Genomic DNA, 19621 nt, shown 5'->3' with positions numbered 1-19621 from the left:
TCCTTCTAATTTTGTTCCACTCAAGACTCTCTCTTCTCTATAACGATCAAGCATGTGCTGTCAGGCAGGCGCACAGGGTCTCCCTGCTCATCGAAGACTTCCACCTTATCTGCTAAGGCTTCTGCATATCCTTCCTGTAAATAGTGAGTTGCTGTAATGATGTCGATTCCGGCGCCCAAAGTATCATAAATAAACCGCTCGTATTCCGAAGGTGTAAATATTCCGAACTGTTCCTGCACTTCATGCACATAAGCCTCTTCCCCCCAGGTGTATGTGTATAGAAATTCCATCGCATCATTCACCTTCAGGCAAGCCGTATCTGGGGCAAGTTCCTCATACACAATGGTTCTGCCGCGAAAATCATGCGCATACCTCTGCAGCTGACGCATGCCGCCTTGTTTTAAAAACTTGATGATTCTCTTCTGACCCACTGGTTCTGTCATAATGCCATCCCGGATAATAATTCTCCCACGGTTCTCAAGCACCTCATAGGCACTTCGCAGAGCCTCTGCAACCGTTGCTTTATTGAAGCGGGTACCGTCTGTCTCTATGTAGGAGTACAGCTCATGAAGAATAGAAGAGAAGATGACCGTGCCAATACTGCCGGGCTTCACATATTCCTTCAGCCGCAGTGCATCTCCCTGCGTAACTTCCCATTGCCGCCCCTCCATAGCTTTCCGGCGCTCCAGCGCCTCGATAACATTTGCCGCTATATCCAGCCCTAGCGCCCGCCGTCCCGGAAGCTCCTGCTCGATGAGATCCAGCATCACACCTCCTCCGGGGCCAATATCAAGGACGGTATTTCCAGTGATATAATCCAGAATGACCCGCTTATGATCGCCAGCTTGGTTCATGTCCTGCAAATAAGTCTCTTCATTATGGAATCGGTCGTAGGCATCCCGCCGCAGCCCGAATAAGTCGAACAGCATGAGGACCGCCTGCTCATAGAGCGGAGTCTTCTCTGCCTCGATACAGAATTCAATCAACTTGCGCGCAGCCGGCGAGAAATCGAAGACGAAGAATACCGTATCCGGCTGTTCAGCAAGCCGCTCAAGCCGGTGCGTCAGATGAGGATTGGCTGCATTTGCCGGAACCTGCGGGCTTGAGGCCAGAAGGGACTCTTCGGTCCATGTGAATCCGGCTAAATAATTCTCAATGATGCGCTTCATGTAGACATTGATTCTCTTCTCGCCCTTGTAATCATAATACAGGGTCTTCATCAGCTTCTCGAAGCTGATATGGCGCAGCTCCTCCATACCAGGATCACTTGTCACAAGGCAGAATATTTTAAGGAACTCTTCCAAGGAGAAGGCTTGTAGGGCCGACTCCACATACCAGAATGTATGCTGCGCAAGACCTTCTAACCGGGCGGAAAGCTGCGGGCTTGCTTCCACTCGGCCCCATCCGGCAACAAAGTCCTCACCTTGCTGAATGGACAGGGTTCTAAGCCGCTTCATCCGCTCTCTAATCGTCAGCTTATTCGTCTCCCCTTCATGTGTTAACTGCCTTATTAGGTGGGAGACCTCAGGCTTGACACTGTTCCATAGCTCTGCCGACACAGCTCCAATAATGCAGTGATTCAGCGCGTACAGCAGCCGCTCAAGCTCATCAGTTGTCATCAAGCCCTCCTCATACAGCTTCATCAGCACCTCATTTTCCTTAGCCGGGACCTCCCCGCGAATCTGCTGTCCGATCAGACCATGCGTTTGAATCAACAGATGAATTACACGGCCCCGGTCACTTTTTGGGTCATCCGCATATTTCATATACAGCTGGGCGGAGCCTTCGTTATGTACGGTTAGATTAATGCCTTCCTCTGCCCAGATGAGGCGCTCACGCAGCGTCCCGCCTTTGGCGGTCTCCGACCAGATCAGCACCTCTTCCAAAATGTCCTTCATCCAAAAGGACAGCTGCATCCGGTCCAGCAGCTTTAGGCTTCGCTCCACATAATCCAGCACAGGATTCGCTTGCGCCAATTCACGGAGCGAGGCGATCCGCTCAAGATTGACAATCCGCTCCTCTGCTGAGGTCATCCAGCGCAGCCACATATGATGCTGTACGATCTCCACATCCCCCTGGCGATACAAAGCAATAGCCGTTAATGACTTAAGCATTAGTTCTCCCCCTGCTTTCTTTATTCGTTCTGCTTAGCGATGAGCAGTTTCATCTGCCCATCTTACTGCTTTCGCTACTTTCGCTTTAAAGGCTTATACCATACTTTTGGTAGCGTAAGCTCGATCCCCGGCGTCTGTTCAATCATCCGCTTGTCCACGTTTTACTGCGCTAACTATTTCCGGCTCAAGTATTTTTTACCCTATTATACCAGGCTAGGAACCAATTCGTGCTCTTATAAAAATAGCCTGTCTTCAAAGTTCTAAGACTTCAAAGACAGGCGTCGTGATCATTAAGCTCACATTAGCGATGGCTTCTGCGAATGCTCAAAGCGTTGTGGCTGTTCTGCAAAAAGGTGCTGCGCGCATTCTTGATCCGCTCAATCCGCTGCTCGGCAAGACGATCGGCAGCCAGATAGGTTGGAATTCCTTCGCGCTTGGAAATTTCAAATACCTGCTCGATCGATTGATAGATTTCTCCAATCTTCTTATAAGCGCGATCTGCGTGATAGCCATTAAGCTCATCCGCAATGTTGATGACCCCGCCCGCATTGATCACATAATCGGGGGCGTATACAATCCCAAGCTCGTGCAGACGGTCGCCATGACGCGCTTCCTTCAGCTGGTTATTCGCGGAACCGGCAATCACCTTGGCTTTCAGCTGAGGAATGGATTCATCATTAATGGTAGCCCCTAAGGCGCAAGGCGCGTAAATGTCACATTCGACACCGATAATCTCATCCGGTGAGACTGCCTGGGCCCCGAATTGTTCCACCACTCGGTCCACCGCTTGCTTATGAATATCGGTGACGATCAGCTTGGCCCCCTCTTCATGCAGATATTTACACAAATGAACGGCCACATTCCCTACACCCTGAACTGCTACAGTGCGTCCTTCCAGGGAATCGGATCCGAACGCTTCCTTCGCCGCCGCCTTCATCCCCTGATAGACACCATAAGCGGTTGCCGGGGAAGGGTTGCCTGAGGAACCGTACGATGGAGAGATCCCTGTAACATAGTCCGTCTCCTGGTGAATGATATCCATATCCTCAACCGTAGTCCCTACATCCTCCGCCGTAATATACCGGCCGTTCAAGCCCTGGATATAGCGGCCAAACGCTCTTAGCATCGCTTCGTTCTTGTCTTTACGCGGATCGCCAATAATGACCGTCTTCCCGCCTCCAAGATTCAGTCCGGACACCGCGTTCTTATACGTCATTCCCTTCGCCAGCCGCAGCGCATCCTCAATGGCTGCCTCTTCAGATACGTAATTCCACATCCGCGTTCCGCCTAAAGCCGGCCCCAGCGTTGTATCATGAATGGCGATAATCGCTTTGAGTCCCGAAGCCTTGTCCTGGCAAAACACCAACTGCTCGTAATCATATTGCTCCATTGCTTTAAACAGTTCCATCCCAGCATCCTCCAATTCATGAATGTTCTGCGGCATCATTTCTTTGCAGTCCATTCATGTTATGTAATGTCACATAAATATGCCTCATTTAATCTGTTTCTCAAACTAATGCCTTTCCATTCCCAAAGGTATTATAGATCGTCCAAGCCTGTCAATCCATCATACGGGCTGGATTTATCCTTAGCAGCTCATATTCCGCTTATAATGTCATACAATCTGACACAAACATGCGATTTCATAACCTATCTGCTAGCTCGCTTCCTTAATGGCAATCTAGCCTAGTATTCCCCAAAAACAAAAGGAACCCCCTTACGGGGCTTCCTTATCATTCTCGGCTATATTTACTTTTCCACTCCAAAAGAACAGGCTCTGCAAAGCAAGCAAGGTTGTCCGGAAGGCTGCTGGCCGGGAACCAGCGAACGTCGCCAATCGCTCCGCCTTCCTCCATGTTCCGGGCTGTGCCCTGAGCCACCGATGTCTTGTACAGAACGGAGATCCAATGTTCTCCCTTGCTCTCATCTATGGTCTCTGCCGTCCCCAGCAGGGCATCCACTCGGATGCTCAGATCAACCTCTTCCTTCACCTCACGGATGACCGCATCCTCCAGCCGCTCATACAGATCCACCTTGCCGCCCGGCACACTCCAGGTATCCTTCTCCGGTGCTCTGTTCCGGTAAACGAGCAGAACCTCTCCCTGTTCATTCTCGATCAGTGCACCCACGCCGATCCTCGGTTGGATCACCTGCTGCGGGGTCTGGGGCTCCTGCTGATGCAACTTAGCTTCTTTAGGCATCAAAGGTAAAGTCCTCATCCGTAAGCGGCTCAACGTTCAGAGCCCGCACATAACCATTGCCCTTCTTCGAGAAGAAGTCATGCTGCTTCGTATGCGTGCTTATTCCGTTGAAGACAATCGGATTGACCTCTTCCTCTGGGAAAAGCGGGTCAAAGCCAAGATTCATCATCGCTTTGTTCGCATTGTAACGCAGGAAGGTCTTCACTTCATCCACCAGACCGATCGAGCTGTAAATTTGCTCCGTATACCGTTCTTCATTGGTGTGAAGATAACGCAGCAGGCCTACAAGCGTCTCATACAAATCGCGGCGCTCGTCCTCTTCCAGCTCGGCGTAAATTTCCTGGGCCAATACGCCGACATATACGCCGTGAATGCTCTCATCACGCAGGATCAGGTCGATAATCTCCCCGCTGCAGGTCATCTTGCCTTGTCCGGCCAGATAGAGCGGATAGAAGAATCCGCTATAGAACAAATAGCTCTCAAGCAGTACGGAGGCTGCCATAGCCAAGAACAATTCCTTCGGAGAGTTAATGTTCACGTAATATTGACGGATGGTTTCAGCTTTGGTCTGGAGATAAGGATTCTCTTCGACCCAGCGGAATACCGCATCGATTTCTTCCGTAGAGGCCAGCGTGGTGAAGATGCTGCTGTATGATTTAGCATGAATTTGTTCCATCATAGCCATGAAGCCAAGCACTGCCTTGCGCTGCAGGCCGTCCACATGCTCCAATATTTGTGGCATACCTACGCCGCCCTGAATTGTATCCAGGAGCGTAAGCCCGCCAAGCACCTTCATATAGGCTTCTTTCTCTTGATCATTAAGCTTCATCCACGACATCTTGTCGTCAGAGAGCGGAATTTCATCATCGGTCCAGAACTGCATGATATTCTGATTCCAGAACATCAGAGTGAAGTCGTCATCCGGACGGTTCCAGTTCACCGCTTTAATAGCACTCATTATATGATTGATTCTCCCTTCCTAAGCGAGGGCAAAACCTGCCCATCGTCAGATGGAGCAGGTCACGCATTCCTCAACAGACAGCTTCTTCGTGCGAGTATAGTAGAGCGACTTCAAGCCTTTATGAGCCGCATATAGATAATAACGAGCAAGCTGACGAGTCGTCACATTGCTGTTCACGTGAAGTACGGTTGAAATGCCTTGGTCCACATGAGCTTGAATCTCAGCAATGAGATCCAGCACCTTGAACTGATCCATCTGATAAGCCGATTTATAGAAGAAGATATTATCGCGGCCCAGATAAGGCATTGGATAGTATGTCGTCGAGTTCGCATAAGTCCGCGTCTCGATTTGTTCTACCACCGGCATTACGCTGGAGGTAGCATTCTGAATATAGGAAATGCTGGCCGTTGGCGCAATCGCCATCCGGTATGCATGATAAAGTCCATGTTCCATAACCTGCGCCTTCAGGTTCTTCCAATCCTCAATCGTAGGAATATCAATGCCTTCGAAGAGCTCTTGTACGCGGGCTGTAGCAGGCCGGTAGTCGGTCTCCAAGTAGCGGCCAAAGTATTCTCCGCTGGCATAATCGGAGAGCTCGAACCCAGCGAATTTCTCCCCAGTCATTCGGGCGATCTCCATGCTCTTCTCAATGGAGTGGTAATTCATCGTCATAAAGAACGTACGGGCAAAATCTCTAGCTTCTGCGCTCTCGTATGCGATTTTGTTCTTAGCAAAAAATCCGTGCAAGTTCATGACACCAAGGCCGACAGAGTGCATCTCACGGTTCGCCTTAGCCACACCTGGTGCGTTCGATACATTCGTCATGTCGCTGACAGCTGTCAGCGCAACCATGCCCTCATGCACCGATTCGCGAATCTTCTTGTGCTCCATCACATTGACAATGTTGAGGGAAGCCAGGTTACAGCTGATATCGCGGCGAATGGCGTCTTCTGTGCCATAGTCGTTGATTTCAGAGGTCTCTTGCAGCTGGAAGATCTCTGTGCACAGGTTGGACATTTTGATTTGGCCTACCCGGCCCAGCGCATGTCCCTTATTGGCATTCGTCTTGTTCATAATGTACGGATAGCCGGACTCCAGCTGAACCATAGCGATCTTGGTCAGCATGTCCCGCGCGCTCATAATGGCCTTCTTCTTCACGCGCTCATCGGCCAGCAGCTTGTCGTACATCTCATCCATGTCCATGTCGTCCAAATGCGTGCCATAGGCTTTGTAGACGCTGTAAGGACCGAATACATGCAGCGGCTGGTTGTCCTGGGCAAGCTTGTAGAACCGGTTCGGTACGATCAGGCCGATCGACAGGGTCTTCAGTCGGGTTCTTTCATCTGCATTGATCTTCTTGCTGTCCAGGAACTCCATTACGTCCCAGCCGAAGATATTGTAGTATCCCGCACCAGAGCCTTTACGCTGCCCCATTTGGTCCGCGTAGGAGAACGCATCCTCCATCAGCTTCAGCACCGGCATGATTCCTTTAGCTGCGCCTTCAACTCCTTTAATGGCCTCACCGCGTCCGCGCAGCTTGGACAAGTTAACGGCAACCCCGCCGCCAATCTTGGACAGCTGCATGCAAGTATTGAGGACATAGTTAATGGAGTTCAAGGAATCATCCATTTCCAGCAGGAAGCAGGACACCATCTCTCCGCGGCGGCTCTTGCCCGCGTTCAGGAATGTCGGTGTTGCCGGCTGCAGACGCTGCTCCATCATCGAACGGGCCAGCGTACGCGCCGTTTCCGCATTGCCCCGTCCCAGATGAAGAGCTACGACAGCGACCCGGTCCGGGTAGTGCTCCAAATACAGGGAGCGGTCGTTCGTCTTTACCGCATAGTCCGTGTAGAATTTGGATGCGGCCATATAAGAAGGAAATTCAAAGCCATAGCTGTGCGTGATCTCATAAATTTCCTCTACTTCTGCTTCGGAATACCGGTCATACATATTCTCATAGTAATCATTATCGATCATATAACGTACTTTAGCGGAAGTATCCGCAAATTTAATGCTCTTACGAGCCACTTCTTCCATAAATTCTTGAACCGCTTCGCGATCTTTCTCCAATTGGAAGAATCCATCCGCATCACGCTTCATTAACATGTTGTTCAGTTCAATATGCCGCAACCCGGCTCACCTCCTGTTGAAATCTCTCTGCATCGCCCCACGTGCCTGACAATTCGAATTTGGCAATGACCGGAACGTCATATTGCTGTGAGATCAAATCTGCGCTCTTGGCGAACTTGTCTCCCCAATTTCGGTTGCCGCTGGCAGCTACTCCAAGCAGGCGCTGATGGTTTTTCTGCAGAAAAGCAGCTACGCGCTGCGGCACCTGCCCGAACCCTGTAGTATATGTAACCAATACAAATGGTTCATCCAGAGTCATAGCTTCATTAATCTGTACTGCAGGCAAATTCAGCTTACCTATAAACCTCTTAACATTGCCCGTCTTGGAGTCATAAGCGATGAGCATGATTTCTTACCCCTTCCGTATCTTAACCTATCTATTATGCGAAAGTTTGTCTTCTCTTCTTTAAACCTTTGTCCGTTCCGTTAAACCCAATATATAGGGAACGATATTTAATTTAATCGCTAGATATAGTGTTTGTCAATCCGTCTATCTGTCCCAAAAAAGGGGGTTGACACGGTTAAACCCGCTAGGTATCTATACTAAAGCGTTCTTTTTTTTCTTAAAAAAAATTTGGTGAAGCGCCGCGAATGCACCCGAAAAAAAATAATTTCTTTTATATGAAAATTGAATGAAATTAAGGTGCTGTTTTTCATCATAATTACACGTAAATTTCTTCCTCCATCGCCCTTTTTAATCTGCTGTATATAGAAATGATTTCGTCCATGGGCATGCGGACCAAACCGCTGGAGGAGGGAGCTACAAATTCATGCAGGCCCGGAATAAACGGATCCGGCTGGAACCCCCATTCCGCCTGCCTGCGCTTGCTGTATTCCGCATACACGCCTTTGCCTACAAAGCATACAACCCGCGGGCGGTATTTAATCAGCTTGCGACAAAGGATCTCCCGCCCCTCCTTGTACTCCTCCCTTGTGATGTCTTCAATACCACGCGTTGGCCGGGCGACAATATTGGTGAACCCATAGCCCAGCTTCAGAAGTTCACCGTCCTCTTCAGGCTCATATAGCCGGGGAGTCAGGCCGGACCGATACAGAATGCGCCAGAAATTATTCCGCGGATTGGCATAATGATGCCCTACTTCACCTGAGCGCAGACTGGGATTGAAGCCAACGAATATGATTTGCAAGCCGTAATCCAAGTGATCTACAATCTCTTCCATACCGCTTCCCTCCTATCCGCACTGCTCCGTATATCACTTTGATAAAATAACAGAGAATACATCAAACCAATTGAATGAAATCACAATATTTCTACGTCAAATAGAATTCAATAAACAAGAAAAATTGACAAAACGTTAGATTGAAAATATAGTTTAACATGGTTTGAAAATCAAAGATTGCCGAGGTATGTTTCATGCGAAAATGGATAAAATGGGTGCTCCTCACCTGCTCAATCGCCATCATCGCCGTTGTAGGCTATTATGGGTACAGCTTGTACCACTTCTCCAAACAAACGATGTCCGTGCCATCTGTAGGCCCCTCAGACGCTGCTGCTTCCAGTTCCTCTGCAGATCAAGGGGAACCTGAAGAGCTGTCCTTGCCGCCCAAATGGGACGGCAAAGAAACCGTCCATATCCTCCTGCTCGGAGCCGACTCCCGTGGGGATAAGGAGATGGGACGCTCCGACTCCATCATGGTGGCCAGCATTAACCCGGTTACCAAGAAGGCTTATCTGATGTCCATCATGCGCGACACCTATGCCAAAATTCCAGGCCATGGTAGCAGCCGAGTCAACGCCGCCTTCTCCTATGGCGGAAGCGATCTGGCTATGCGCACGGTCGGGGATTTGCTTGGTATCAACATTAATTATTACATCTACACCGATTTCAATGGCTTTATCTCCCTGGTGGATGCCATCGGCGGCATTGACCTATATGTCGAGAAAGATATGAAATACAGCGATGGCGGAGACAAGCACCGGTACGACATTGATTTGAAGCAAGGCGAGCAGCACTTGGACGGAACCACAGCTCTTCAATATGTTCGCTTCCGGCATGATGCCACTTCGGACTTTACGCGTACCGAAAGACAGCGCAAATTTCTAGTGGCCGTAGCGGCAAAGATCCAGAGCACCTCATCGATCTTCAAGCTGCCTGGAATTCTTAGTGCCGTGTCCCCGTACATCAAAACCAATCTCAGCCTTCAGGATCTGATCAAGCTGGCAGGGTTAGGCTTTGATATATCTCCTAATGAGGTCGTCAAAGTACAAATCCCGCCTAACCAACTTCTGCAGAATGAGAAGGTTGGCGGGGCGGCTGTTCTTAAGACGGACCCACCTGCCCTCCGGCAGTACGTAGAGCAAGTGCTGGCGAACAAGGTGCAGTAGCCTATAAAAGCCAGCCCCTTCGCTTTCACACTATCCTAGAAATTTACAAAATCCGCATCTATAACAGGGCAAAAGACAGGTCTTCTCATCAGGAAAGACCTGTCTTTTGCTGTAATTATCTTTACAACCGCATGCCCATGCGGCTTTTATAACGTGTGATCAGCACCTGAGAATCCACACTGGTGATCCCCGGAAGAACGTACAGCTTCTCCTTCATAAAGGCCTCCATCTCCCGGTTGTCCGTAAACAGGGCGTGCATATGAAGCTTGGAGGGGCCTGTCATATGATAGAGGCTGGTTACCACCGGTTCCTCTGCAAGAGCCTCTGCTACCTTCTGTAAATGCTTGGGTTCTACTTCAACGTTGAAAAAGGCAGATACCGTGATCCCGATCTTCTCCGGGTTGATCACGGCTGTAAATCGTTCGATGACTCCCTCATCCATAAGGGAGTTAATCCGCGTCTGCACAGCGACGCGGGACAGCCCGATCTCCTTCCCCAAATCGGTATACGAGATCCTCCCGTTCCGGTTCAGCGCCTTGATAATCTCCCGGTCGATCTGGTCGATTAGGGGCTTATCCGGATCGTTCGATTTGGACAAATGACTCACCCGCTTCTGGTAAATAATCAATGAGCGATACAAAGCTCATCCTATAACTATATACCGTTATGAAGCCGGGATCAATCAATGGTATGAAAGTCCAAGATTTCTGGATTAACGGGTACGGGCCAGGAAGGAGCGGGTCCGTTCGGCTTGCGGATGCTCGAAGAGCTGCTCCGGCGGGCCTGCCTCTACAATCTCTCCATTATCCATGAACAGCACACGGTCAGCCACTTCCCGCGCAAAGCCCATCTCATGGGTTACAATCACCATCGTCATATGTTCCTCGGCCAGCTGCTTAATCACGCGCAGCACCTCACCCGTCAGCTCCGGGTCCAGCGCCGAGGTTGGCTCGTCAAACAGCATAATATCCGGATTCATCATCAGCGCACGGGCGATGGCCACCCGCTGCTTCTGCCCTCCGGAGAGGCGGCTCGGGTAGGCAGCCGCCCGGTCTGCCAGGCCCACCTTGCCCAGCATCTCGGCGCTCATGCGCCGGATATCTGCAGCCGGGAGCTTCTTCACAAGCTTTGGCGCAAGCTCCAAGTTGGCCTGTACAGTCAAGTGGGGAAACAAATTAAAGTGTTGGAACACCATTCCCATGCGCGAGGTAATGGCTTTGATCTCCTGGCTGCCAGCATACTGTCCATCCTTGACAAGCTCACGGTCCTGAACGCGGATCGTACCGCCGTTCACCTGCTCCAGATTCACCAGGCTGCGCAGCATCGTGCTTTTGCCAGATCCCGACGGGCCGATCACGGCGATCACCTCACCTTTGTTCACCTCAAAGGTGATCCGCTTCAGCACATCCAGATCGCCGTATGATTTTTTAAGTTCTGTTACTTGAATGATACTCATTTACGACAGTCCTTCTATTCGAATTTGAACTTCTTCTCAATCAGCTTGAACAACAAGGTCAAGACCATGGTCATCAGCAAATAAATCACGCCGGCAACGAAGAATGGCATAATGGTAAAATCGCGGTTGACTGCGGTTAAGGCAAAGTGCAGCAGCTCCGGTACAGCTACGGCGTACAGCAGCGCTGTATCCTTAACGAGCGTAATCGATTCATTCGCTACTGCCGGAAGCGCAACACGGAACATCTGCGGCATGATAATGCGCACCGTCGTCTGCCACCGGCTGAGTCCAAGCACCTGTGCGGCCTCATGCTGTCCTTGATCGACAGCCAAGAGCCCGCCGCGGAAGATCTCCGCGAAGTAGGCGGCATAGTTCAGCACGAATGCAAGCGCCGCGGCCACGAAGCGGTCAAGCACCAAATACTCGCCTATGACTGGCAGATTCGGCAGGCCGAAGCAGAAGAACAGCATCTGCAGCAAGAGCGGCGTGCCGCGCATTACATAAATATAGGCGTGCGCCAGCCAAGCTAATGGCTTGATCCGGCTTTTGACCATCAGGGTCACCAAAAAGCCCAGCGGAATGGACAGCACAACAGAGATCAGAAATAAAACAATGGTTGTGCGGGCTCCTTCCAGCATTGGACCGGTAATTTGAATTAAATAATCTAAGCTCATATTTATCCAGGCTCCCAAAAACAAGACCGGATCTTCTGTAGCTCATCCGGTCTGTAGAGTATATTTGCTATAAACTAACCTATTTCAGAACTTTGTCTTCCCCAAACCACTTGTTCGAAATCTGCGCCGCTGTGCCGTCCGTATTCAGCTCATCAAGGGCTTTCTGCAGCTTGTTCAGCAGCTCTTCATTCCCCTTCTTCACACCGACTCCATATTCCTCAGGTGCCAAAGACTCATCCAGCAGCTTAAAGGTGTCCTTCTCCTTGGACATGTAGTATCTGGCAACCACTTCATCAATCACCACGGCATCAACGCGGCCGTTCTTCAAATCCGACAAAGCCAGAACATTATCGGAGAACTCAGTTACCTTCTTAAGCTCTGTCTTGATCGGACTCGCATCCAGTGCATCGGCAGCCGAAGATAAGGACTGCAGCCCCACTTCCTTGCCAGCCAAGTCCGTCAGCTTCGCAATCGGAGATTTAGCCAGCACCATAATGACCTGGCTGTTCTTCAGATAAGGCTTCGTGAACAGCACCTTCTCTTTGCGCTCATCCGTAATTGTATACCCGTTCCAGATCAAATCAATCCGGCCGCTTGTCAGCTCAGACTCTTTGGAAGACCAATCAATCGGCTGGAACTCCGCCTGAACCCCCATCTTCTCCGCAGCAGCCTTAGCGTAATCAATATCAAAACCTACAATATTGTTCTGTTCATCCCGAAAGCCCATCGGCGCGAACTTATCATCAATGCCAATCACAAGCTTGCCGCTGTCTGCGCCTTCCTTCCCAGAGCAGCCGGCCAAAGCCATAAGCAGCGCTCCAAGCACCAATGCGAGTAGTGACAGTTTCTTCATCTGTAGACCCCCTACTAAAATCAAAAAATATAAAGAACACTTTAATTCGTTAATACGTCACCAAGACTTTATGATACCATACTACCATAAAAGAGTCGAGAGAGGGGAACCAAGTTTATGTCAGGCAGGCCTAATTTTCTCTGCAAAGAAAAGGCCTGGCTGCGGCATCTCCCGCACCAGGCTTTGTTGACATGAATAATCACTTATATGATGGCTGTTTTCCTGTTCTTTCATCTATTACATGCTTCTTAACGGGCGTCCTTCCAGAAGTTCACGGGCTTCATTTCGGAAGTCAGGATCTCAAAGTTGTATCCTTCCTTCTTAAGCTCTGCCAGAATTTGCGGCAGTACCTTCAGCGTAGCAGCCTGATCATGGAACAGGATCAGCGGCGCTGTGCCATGTTTGTGTTCGTTATGCACCTGCTTCATTACATTATTATAAATAGCACGGCTGTTGCTCTTGTATTTCCAATCCAGTGAATCCACGTTCCAATCCCACATATGGTATCCACCTTCGCCCAGAACCTTGTCACGGAACGACTGGGTAAAATACGGCTTGCTGCCGTAAGGCGTCCTAATAAGGGTTGTCTTCTGCTTGACCGCCTTATTCAGTCTCTCGTTATCCTGATTCATCTCTTTCAACGCAGCTGCCGGAGAAGCATAGAACTTATTCTTCTCATGCGTCATCCCATGCAGTCCCAGAGCATGGCCTTCCTTCACCATCCGCTGCACCGCAGCCGGGTAGCTGCTGATGCGGTTGCCCAGCATGAAGAAGGTCGCCTTGGCGTCATATTTGCTTAGAATATCAAGCAGCTGACCCGTATGTGCACTCGGACCATCGTCAAAAGTAAGATAGACTGGCTGCTTCCCCTTTTGACCAGGGCTGGACGGTGTCTCTACACGGGCAAGCTTAGCTATTTGCTGGCTGTACTTCTTAAGGAACTCACTCTCGCTCAGCGCCTTCGCATTGTTCACGGCGCGCAGCACTCGCTGATCGGGGTTGTAGGTAACTTTATAATTAAACGATTCTGCTACCGTACCGAATGGGATCATTGTTCTTCCCTGCGAGACGAACATGCTCGCTTTGACCTTGGCTCCATCCGACCGGAGCGCCTGGTCGCCGCTGCGCAGCAGGGTCAGTGTTCTACCGCTTTGGTCGGCAAGCACAATATGTTCGGGCGAGCCCGTCATCTGAAGCCCCATTTCCTTGGCAAGCTCCCGCACAGGCACATAATAATTACCACTCTTTAGTAACGGTGCAATCTCTGTCAGTTTGTCATTAATCCCCAGCAAGGCTTCGCCTTTACTCGCCGCCGCAGAGGTTCCTCTCGGCAAAGCAAGGGTCATTCCCAAGATCACGACAAGCACCGCTGCCATCCATCTTCTGTACATTAGCAATTCATCCTTTCAACTTATGTCTATGATTCTTCCAATCAGCTCTATTAACTGTAGAGCATATTGAAAGAAAATGAATGAAAACTTAGACAACTTACGGTAAAAGGTTTGTAACCTCTGCCCTATTGCCCGAATCAAAATGCCAAGGAGTAAAGATAAATTGTAAGCTTTACTCTATATGCGTGAAGCAGGGGAAGTTATGACTGTCATTTAAGCAAAGCCTGATTTCATGGGGAAAAATAGGGGCAGGGCAAGCGAATTCACTGTCAAGTTGTCCAATTCGCAGCTTGAGGACTATAATTAATATAGTTTCAATCAAATTTTGAGTACTGAGTGAACCAGTTAAGCAAGCCTATTCATATAAGCAAAGGAGCATTTACAGACGATGATGCAGCAGCAAGATCCGGCCCAGGGCCGAATTTTAATCATGGCCGCGGTGGAGGCTGAAGCCAGCGCCATCCTGCGTGGCTTGAAGAACTCCCCGGCATTTGACGTCCGCCTCGCCGGGGTCGGCCCGGTCTCGGCCGCCATCCGCACCGCGCAAGCGCTGATCGCCGAGCAAGGCGGCTACCGCCTTGTCCTCAGCGCAGGCATTGGCGGCGGCTATCCCGGACGGGCCGAGCTCGGCTCGCTGGTCGTATCGACCCGCATCGTCGGCGCCGACCTTGGCGCCGAAACGGCGGACGGCGGCTTCAGCAGCCTGGACGAGCTCGGCTTCGGCTCTGCCCGGGTAGAGGTGGACGCCGCCCTGGCTGAACGCACAGCCGCCGCCTTAGCCAGCGCGGGCCTGCCGGTTCACAAGGGGGCGGCGCTTACGCTGGCCACCGTGACCGGCACGGCCGAGACGGCCGCCGCCCTTGGCCGGCGATTTCCGGACGCTGCCTCCGAAGGCATGGAGGGCTACGGCGTAGCCGCCGCTGCCCATGCGTTCGGCCTGCCGGCTCTCGAGCTGCGCGCCATCTCGAACGCAGTCGGCCCTCGTGACCGGGCCGCCTGGCGGATCGGCGATGCTCTGCAGCAGCTTGAGGCTGCCAGCTCAGTTCTACTGGAGGTACTATCATGAACATTGCATTCTCCCCGTGTCCGAACGACACGTTTGTCTTTCATGCCTGGGTGCATGGCCTGATTCCGGGAGCACCAAAACTCGATGTCACCTATGCCGACATTGATATTACTAACAACTGGGCCGCCAGCGGCAACGGACCGGAGGTTCTCAAAATCTCCTATGCGGCTCTGCCGTGGGTCCTCTCCGAATATGCGCTTCTGCCTAGCGGAGGCGCACTCGGTCGCGGCTGTGGACCGCTCGTATTAACGCGCGGCGGACTGAGCCAAGAAGCGGATCCGGCACTGCTCTCCGGCCGCCGGGTAGCTGTGCCGAGCGAACGCTCCACCGCTTACCTGCTGTTCCGGCTCTGGGCTGCCCAGAACGTGCCGGGCGGGGTCGGCGAAATTATCGTCATGCCGTTCAACGAGATCATGCCTGCCGTCCGTGATGGCAAGATTGACGCCGGTCTCGTCATTCACGAAGCCCGCTTCACTTACCCATCCTATGGCCTGTCCCTCATGACAGACCTCGGCAACTGGTGGGAAGGTGACACCGGATCACCGATCCCGCTCGGGGCGATCATCGCCAAGCGCAGCCTGGACACACAGGCCATTGCCGACTGGGCCAAGGCCTCCGTGGAATACGCTTGGGCTCATCCTGAGGTGTCCCGGGACTACATTCTCGGCCATGCCCAGGAGATGGACCCGTCCGTAGCCCAGCAGCATATCAACCTGTATGTTAACGAGTTTACCCGCTCGCTGGGTGACGAAGGCTATAAGGCGATATCTACACTGCTCGGACGTGCTGCCCAGGAAGGGCTCACCCCTGAATTTGATCTTTCGCTATTGCGATAAAGCGCACTTTCAAAAAGAAAACAGCCTTAGGATCACCGAATGATGATCCTAAGGCTGTTTTTACATTACATGCGTATTTAACCCTATTTCTTCTCAACCAGCTTGAAGTCGTCATAATGGAAGGCCGGAGCGACAACACAGGTAACAAATACCGGCTCGTCTCCGAGCGGGGTTGCCGTCTGCCAGACACCTGCTGGAACAAGCGCATGCGGAGTTTGGCCATTCTCTACGTCCATACCGAGAATCAGCTTCTCCCCGGCTTCAGGATGCTCGCCGCTGCCGCCCAGGGTCAGCTGCAGTGGACCGCCTGAGTGATACAGCCACAGCTCGTCCGACAGCACCACATGCCATTCGGACACTTCTCCCGGATGCAGCAGGAAATAGGTTGAGCTTGCGGAAGCACGTGCTCCGGAATATTTCGGGGCAAGTACCTCTTCAGGGATTTTGAAGGAAGACTTCCACATTTCTTTGAACCAGCCGCCTTCGATATGCGGCTCCATGTCTAGTGCCTTAACTAGCGGGGATAGCTTCTGTTCCATAAGTAGATCGCTCCTGTCAGTGCTCTCTTTAGTAAAGGAAGAGCATGGAAATGATGTGCTGATGATTTATTTTAACATATTCGTAATAAAGCTCTCTAGAAGGGGGAAGTGCTTCGCGTTACAGCTACACTGGATTCTCTGACAATCAGCCTCGGTTCAAATTGCACCCGCTCATAGGGAGCGGAGCTGTTCTCCTGGATCCGCTTGAGCAGCAGCTCTGTTGCCAGCCGGGCTACCTCCTCGCCCATGATGGATACCGAGCTGATCTTCGGGGTCGTAATCGTGGTCAGCAGGTTGTTATCAATTCCGACCACTGCAATGTCCTCTGGAACCCGTATACCCAGTTCCTTGAACCGGTTTACAAGGCCGATCGCAATCATATCATTCCCTGCATAGACCGCATCCGGCATATTTTTCAAACTGCAAAAATAATCAGCGGCGTTCCTTCCGGTATAAAACGAGAAGTCCTCACCAAAATACACTAGTGAAACATCCACCTGCGGCAGGGATCGCTGATAAGCAAAGTATCTCTCCTCGATAATATCCTTTGGCGCACCAGCGTAAGCGATGCGGGTCCGGCCGATCTTCCTCAAGTGCTCCATGACAAGCAGCCCCTCCTGGCGGGCCAAGCTGACAATATCGGCCTTCACATTCGCTTCCAGCTTCTTGCCGTAATTAATGATAGAAATAGGTATACTTGACCTGTTCACAAGGTCCATCAAGGTCTTTGGATAAGCTAGCGGGAGAATGACAAGCCCGTCCACGTGCAGCTTCTTGATGTCCCTAATCATCTCCAGCTCGGCTCGCACGTTACCCAAAGTATTGATCTGCACCACACGATAGTTATGCTGCTTGGCGGTCTGCTCTACAGACCAGGCGACCTCGGGAATGAAGGCATTCCGAATATCAGGCACGGCCAAAGCAATCTGATTCGTATGACGGACCTTCAGACTCTGAGCAGATGTGTTCGGAACGAATCCCATCTCCTCAATCACCTGCATAATACGCGCTTTCGTCTTCGCGCTAATACCGCCAGAGTTATTAATCGCCCTCGATACGGTCGCAATTCCTACACCCGCCCGCTTTGCCACATCTTCTATCGTCACTTTTCTCTTAGTATCCACGCTTAGAATAACCTCTCTCTTCGGGAATCGTTTCCCAATCAACGAATTCCCTATGCTTTCGTCCTCCTATTATACCATGCTTCTTTTTTTGGAGTTTACTCTCGGCATTCCTGAAGTTGAACCTGTCTCCAGAAATCAAAAAAGCGTTTTAAATTTAAATAAATCCACCAAAAAAATCACACTTTTCCACAGTTTTGAATTGACAAGGTGCCTAAATTATGACATATTATTTAACGGAAACGTTTCCTATTGGGTTATGATATTACCGCTATGCATATGATGGAATTGGGAGATGACAGCAATGAAAGCAATGAGATGGCATGGTGTTAAAGACCTGCGTGTAGAGAATATTGAAGAGCCTTCCGCACTTCCCGGAAAAGTTAAAATCAAGGTTGAATGGTGTGGAATTTGTGGCAGTGACCTTCATGAATATACAGCCGGACCCATCTTTATTTCCGAAGGGACTCCTCATTCGCTGACAGGAGAGAAGGCTCCGGTCGTTATGGGCCATGAATTCTCCGGTCAAGTAGTTGAGGTAGGCGAAGGCGTTACTAAATTCAAGGCCGGCGACCGCGTCGTCGTTGAACCAATCTTTGCCTGCGGGGAATGCGAGGCCTGCAGACAAGGGAAATACAATCTCTGTGATCAAATGGGCTTCCTCGGCTTGGCCGGCGGTGGCGGCGGCTTCTCTGAATATGTTGCAGCCGATGAGCATATGGTTCACAAAATTCCGGACAGCGTATCCTTTGAGCAAGGCGCACTGGTTGAGCCCTCTGCAGTTGCTCTTTATGCCGTACGCTCCAGCAAGCTGAAAGTCGGCGATAAAGCGGTTGTCTTCGGCGCAGGTCCAATCGGACTGCTCGTAATCGAGGCGCTTAAGGCCTCTGGAGCTTCAGAGATTTATGCTGTGGAGCTGTCACCAGAACGCAAGAGCAAGGCTGCAGAACTTGGCGCGATTGTCATTGACCCGAAAGAGGTTGATGCCGTGAAGGAAATTCATGCGCGAACTCAAGGCGGGGCAGATGTCGTTTATGAAGTGACAGGCGTCCCTCCTGTTCTGACTCAAGCGATTGAATCGACGAAACTCGGCGGAGAAATGATGATCGTCAGCATCTTCGAGAAGGAAGCTCCTATACATCCGAACCATATCGTCATGAAGGAACGTACGATAAGCGGCATCATCGGTTACCGCGATATCTTCCCTGCTGTAATCAGCCTGATGGAGAAGGGTTACTTCCCTGCAGACAAGCTGGTAACCAAGCGCATCAAGCTTGATGAAGTCGTTGAGCAGGGCTTTGACGCGCTGCTGAAAGAGAAGAACCAAGTTAAAATCCTGGTGAAAGCTGAATAATCCCCCCTTTAATAACAAACGCGCAAAAGGACTCTCTCATAAGTCCCTTTGCGCGTTTTCTGCTTTAGGAGGCAGCCTCCATACGAATGCGGATATAGTTAATACAGTCCTTAATACAGCTAAGTCCAATCAATACCGCCATCGCAGACATTGCAATTTTATATACGTAGAATAGAATAGGATTTTCCGGCCCGAAGAACACAGCCCCAACGGTACCTAGAAGTAGGATCACCAGCTGCAGGGTAATGATCTTTCGATAATGGCCCAGCAGAGACTGCCTGTCAGTGAACACCTCGGGCCGTTCCCGATGATCATAATTTATCCGCCATAAATAGAATCCTTCCTGATCGGAGGACACCAACTCCCAGCCGCTGTCTGCAAAAATTTGCTCATAATCCTTCGGTTTCTTCCCTTGGTAGTCTGAGAAATAGCGCACCTTGGACGGCTCTCCCTCACGGAAATGGTGCAACAGGCCCAGCCCGTTAATCTTCTCCAAATGCCAGCCCTGCTTTGCATAATTCTCAAGCCAGGCATCGTACTCCTTGCCGGTTAATTTCGTGAATGGTATTCGCTTCATA

Annotated in this window: 19 protein-coding genes; 4 read left to right on the top strand and 15 right to left on the bottom strand. The window is 50.8% G+C overall.

From position 1 onward, the window contains the following. Window positions 1-20: 20 nt before the first annotated feature. From DCC85_RS04535 to DCC85_RS04505, 7 genes are all read right to left on the bottom strand, one after another. Window positions 21-2114, bottom strand: coding sequence for a class I SAM-dependent methyltransferase (locus DCC85_RS04535; RefSeq protein WP_108464505.1), 2094 nt, complete (start codon window positions 2112-2114; stop codon window positions 21-23). A gap of 301 nt (window positions 2115-2415) precedes the next feature. Beyond that, a complete protein-coding gene (gene bcd, locus DCC85_RS04530) occupies window positions 2416-3522 on the bottom strand; it encodes a branched-chain amino acid dehydrogenase (protein WP_108467725.1) in 1107 nt (368 codons plus the stop codon). A 325-nt stretch (window positions 3523-3847) separates the two neighbouring features. After that, window positions 3848-4315, bottom strand: coding sequence for an NUDIX domain-containing protein (locus DCC85_RS04525; RefSeq protein ID WP_108464504.1), 468 nt, complete (start codon window positions 4313-4315; stop codon window positions 3848-3850). Next, entirely contained in the window at window positions 4308-5273 is a 966-nt protein-coding gene (nrdF, locus tag DCC85_RS04520; RefSeq protein ID WP_108464503.1) for a class 1b ribonucleoside-diphosphate reductase subunit beta, read from the bottom strand. The genes DCC85_RS04525 and nrdF overlap by 8 nt, the downstream gene beginning before the upstream one ends. A gap of 48 nt (window positions 5274-5321) precedes the next feature. Further along, on the bottom strand, window positions 5322-7406 hold the full coding sequence (gene nrdE, locus DCC85_RS04515; protein WP_108464502.1) for a class 1b ribonucleoside-diphosphate reductase subunit alpha: 2085 nt from the start codon (window positions 7404-7406) through the stop codon (window positions 5322-5324). After that, window positions 7393-7752 (bottom strand): class Ib ribonucleoside-diphosphate reductase assembly flavoprotein NrdI, encoded by a 360-nt coding sequence (gene nrdI, locus DCC85_RS04510; protein WP_108464501.1) that lies wholly within the window; start codon window positions 7750-7752, stop codon window positions 7393-7395. Before nrdI ends, nrdE begins: the two co-directional genes overlap by 14 nt. 316 nt (window positions 7753-8068) lie before the next feature. Continuing rightward, window positions 8069-8587 carry a mismatch-specific DNA-glycosylase gene (locus DCC85_RS04505; protein WP_108464500.1) on the bottom strand — a complete coding sequence of 173 codons (519 nt, stop codon included), beginning with the start codon at window positions 8585-8587 and terminating at the stop codon, window positions 8069-8071. Between the two features lie 194 nt (window positions 8588-8781). Here DCC85_RS04505 and DCC85_RS04500 point away from each other — a divergent pair, with 194 nt between their 5' ends. Then, on the top strand, window positions 8782-9753 hold the full coding sequence (locus DCC85_RS04500) for an LCP family protein (RefSeq protein WP_108464499.1): 972 nt from the start codon (window positions 8782-8784) through the stop codon (window positions 9751-9753). A gap of 121 nt (window positions 9754-9874) precedes the next feature. Here DCC85_RS04500 and DCC85_RS04495 read toward each other — a convergent pair whose 3' ends face one another. The 5 genes from DCC85_RS04495 to DCC85_RS04475 all read right to left on the bottom strand — a co-directional run bounded on the left by DCC85_RS04495 (window position 9875) and on the right by DCC85_RS04475 (window position 14127). After that, window positions 9875-10351 carry a chromate efflux transcriptional regulator ChrS gene (locus DCC85_RS04495; protein WP_108467724.1) on the bottom strand — a complete coding sequence of 159 codons (477 nt, stop codon included), beginning with the start codon at window positions 10349-10351 and terminating at the stop codon, window positions 9875-9877. 114 nt (window positions 10352-10465) lie between these two features. Then, window positions 10466-11209, bottom strand: coding sequence for an amino acid ABC transporter ATP-binding protein (locus tag DCC85_RS04490; RefSeq protein ID WP_108464498.1), 744 nt, complete (start codon window positions 11207-11209; stop codon window positions 10466-10468). A 14-nt stretch (window positions 11210-11223) separates the two neighbouring features. After that, window positions 11224-11883: an amino acid ABC transporter permease gene (locus DCC85_RS04485; RefSeq protein WP_108464497.1), complete on the bottom strand. Its 660-nt coding sequence runs from the start codon at window positions 11881-11883 to the stop codon at window positions 11224-11226. 79 nt (window positions 11884-11962) lie between these two features. After that, window positions 11963-12736 carry an amino acid ABC transporter substrate-binding protein gene (locus tag DCC85_RS04480; protein WP_108464496.1) on the bottom strand — a complete coding sequence of 258 codons (774 nt, stop codon included), beginning with the start codon at window positions 12734-12736 and terminating at the stop codon, window positions 11963-11965. A 248-nt stretch (window positions 12737-12984) separates the two neighbouring features. Beyond that, entirely contained in the window at window positions 12985-14127 is a 1143-nt protein-coding gene (locus DCC85_RS04475; protein WP_108464495.1) for a polysaccharide deacetylase family protein, read from the bottom strand. A gap of 388 nt (window positions 14128-14515) precedes the next feature. Here DCC85_RS04475 and DCC85_RS04470 point away from each other — a divergent pair, with 388 nt between their 5' ends. Beyond that, window positions 14516-15193 carry a futalosine hydrolase gene (locus tag DCC85_RS04470; protein WP_108464494.1) on the top strand — a complete coding sequence of 226 codons (678 nt, stop codon included), beginning with the start codon at window positions 14516-14518 and terminating at the stop codon, window positions 15191-15193. Further along, window positions 15190-16029, top strand: coding sequence for a 1,4-dihydroxy-6-naphtoate synthase (locus tag DCC85_RS04465; protein WP_108464493.1), 840 nt, complete (start codon window positions 15190-15192; stop codon window positions 16027-16029). Before DCC85_RS04470 ends, DCC85_RS04465 begins: the two co-directional genes overlap by 4 nt. 83 nt (window positions 16030-16112) lie before the next feature. Here the strand turns inward: DCC85_RS04465 and DCC85_RS04460 are convergent, their stop codons facing one another. Then, window positions 16113-16568: a cupin domain-containing protein gene (locus DCC85_RS04460; RefSeq protein WP_108464492.1), complete on the bottom strand. Its 456-nt coding sequence runs from the start codon at window positions 16566-16568 to the stop codon at window positions 16113-16115. A 95-nt stretch (window positions 16569-16663) separates the two neighbouring features. Continuing rightward, a complete protein-coding gene (locus DCC85_RS04455; protein ID WP_108467723.1) occupies window positions 16664-17692 on the bottom strand; it encodes a LacI family DNA-binding transcriptional regulator in 1029 nt (342 codons plus the stop codon). 301 nt (window positions 17693-17993) lie between these two features. Between DCC85_RS04455 and DCC85_RS04450 the strand changes: the two genes are divergently transcribed. Further along, window positions 17994-19043 carry a 2,3-butanediol dehydrogenase gene (locus DCC85_RS04450; protein ID WP_108464491.1) on the top strand — a complete coding sequence of 350 codons (1050 nt, stop codon included), beginning with the start codon at window positions 17994-17996 and terminating at the stop codon, window positions 19041-19043. Between the two features lie 64 nt (window positions 19044-19107). Here the strand turns inward: DCC85_RS04450 and DCC85_RS04445 are convergent, their stop codons facing one another. Beyond that, complete coding sequence (locus DCC85_RS04445) at window positions 19108-19620, bottom strand: DUF2812 domain-containing protein (RefSeq protein ID WP_108464490.1); 513 nt, start codon at window positions 19618-19620, stop codon at window positions 19108-19110. Window position 19621: the final 1 nt, after the last annotated feature.

Source organism: Paenibacillus sp. CAA11 (assembly GCF_003060825.1).
Classification (GTDB): domain Bacteria; phylum Bacillota; class Bacilli; order Paenibacillales; family Paenibacillaceae; genus Fontibacillus.
This window is presented reverse-complemented; position numbering and strand designations above follow the sequence as displayed.

Excerpts from the sequence above, each read along its gene's own strand:
- DCC85_RS04535 (WP_108464505.1), bottom strand. The coding sequence starts at position 2,114 with ATGCTTAAGTCATTAACGGCTATTGCTTTGTATCGCCAGGGGGATGTG.
- bcd (WP_108467725.1), bottom strand. The coding sequence starts at position 3,522 with ATGGAACTGTTTAAAGCAATGGAGCAATATGATTACGAGCAGTTGGTG.
- DCC85_RS04525 (WP_108464504.1), bottom strand. The coding sequence starts at position 4,315 with ATGCCTAAAGAAGCTAAGTTGCATCAGCAGGAGCCCCAGACCCCGCAG.
- nrdF (WP_108464503.1), bottom strand. The coding sequence starts at position 5,273 with ATGAGTGCTATTAAAGCGGTGAACTGGAACCGTCCGGATGACGACTTC.
- nrdI (WP_108464501.1), bottom strand. The coding sequence starts at position 7,752 with ATGCTCATCGCTTATGACTCCAAGACGGGCAATGTTAAGAGGTTTATA.
- DCC85_RS04505 (WP_108464500.1), bottom strand. The coding sequence starts at position 8,587 with ATGGAAGAGATTGTAGATCACTTGGATTACGGCTTGCAAATCATATTC.
- DCC85_RS04500 (WP_108464499.1), top strand. The coding sequence starts at position 8,782 with ATGCGAAAATGGATAAAATGGGTGCTCCTCACCTGCTCAATCGCCATC.
- DCC85_RS04490 (WP_108464498.1), bottom strand. The coding sequence starts at position 11,209 with ATGAGTATCATTCAAGTAACAGAACTTAAAAAATCATACGGCGATCTG.
- DCC85_RS04485 (WP_108464497.1), bottom strand. The coding sequence starts at position 11,883 with ATGAGCTTAGATTATTTAATTCAAATTACCGGTCCAATGCTGGAAGGA.
- DCC85_RS04480 (WP_108464496.1), bottom strand. The coding sequence starts at position 12,736 with ATGAAGAAACTGTCACTACTCGCATTGGTGCTTGGAGCGCTGCTTATG.
- DCC85_RS04475 (WP_108464495.1), bottom strand. The coding sequence starts at position 14,127 with ATGTACAGAAGATGGATGGCAGCGGTGCTTGTCGTGATCTTGGGAATG.
- DCC85_RS04470 (WP_108464494.1), top strand. The coding sequence starts at position 14,516 with ATGATGCAGCAGCAAGATCCGGCCCAGGGCCGAATTTTAATCATGGCC.
- DCC85_RS04465 (WP_108464493.1), top strand. The coding sequence starts at position 15,190 with ATGAACATTGCATTCTCCCCGTGTCCGAACGACACGTTTGTCTTTCAT.
- DCC85_RS04460 (WP_108464492.1), bottom strand. The coding sequence starts at position 16,568 with ATGGAACAGAAGCTATCCCCGCTAGTTAAGGCACTAGACATGGAGCCG.
- DCC85_RS04450 (WP_108464491.1), top strand. The coding sequence starts at position 17,994 with ATGAAAGCAATGAGATGGCATGGTGTTAAAGACCTGCGTGTAGAGAAT.
- DCC85_RS04445 (WP_108464490.1), bottom strand. The coding sequence starts at position 19,620 with ATGAAGCGAATACCATTCACGAAATTAACCGGCAAGGAGTACGATGCC.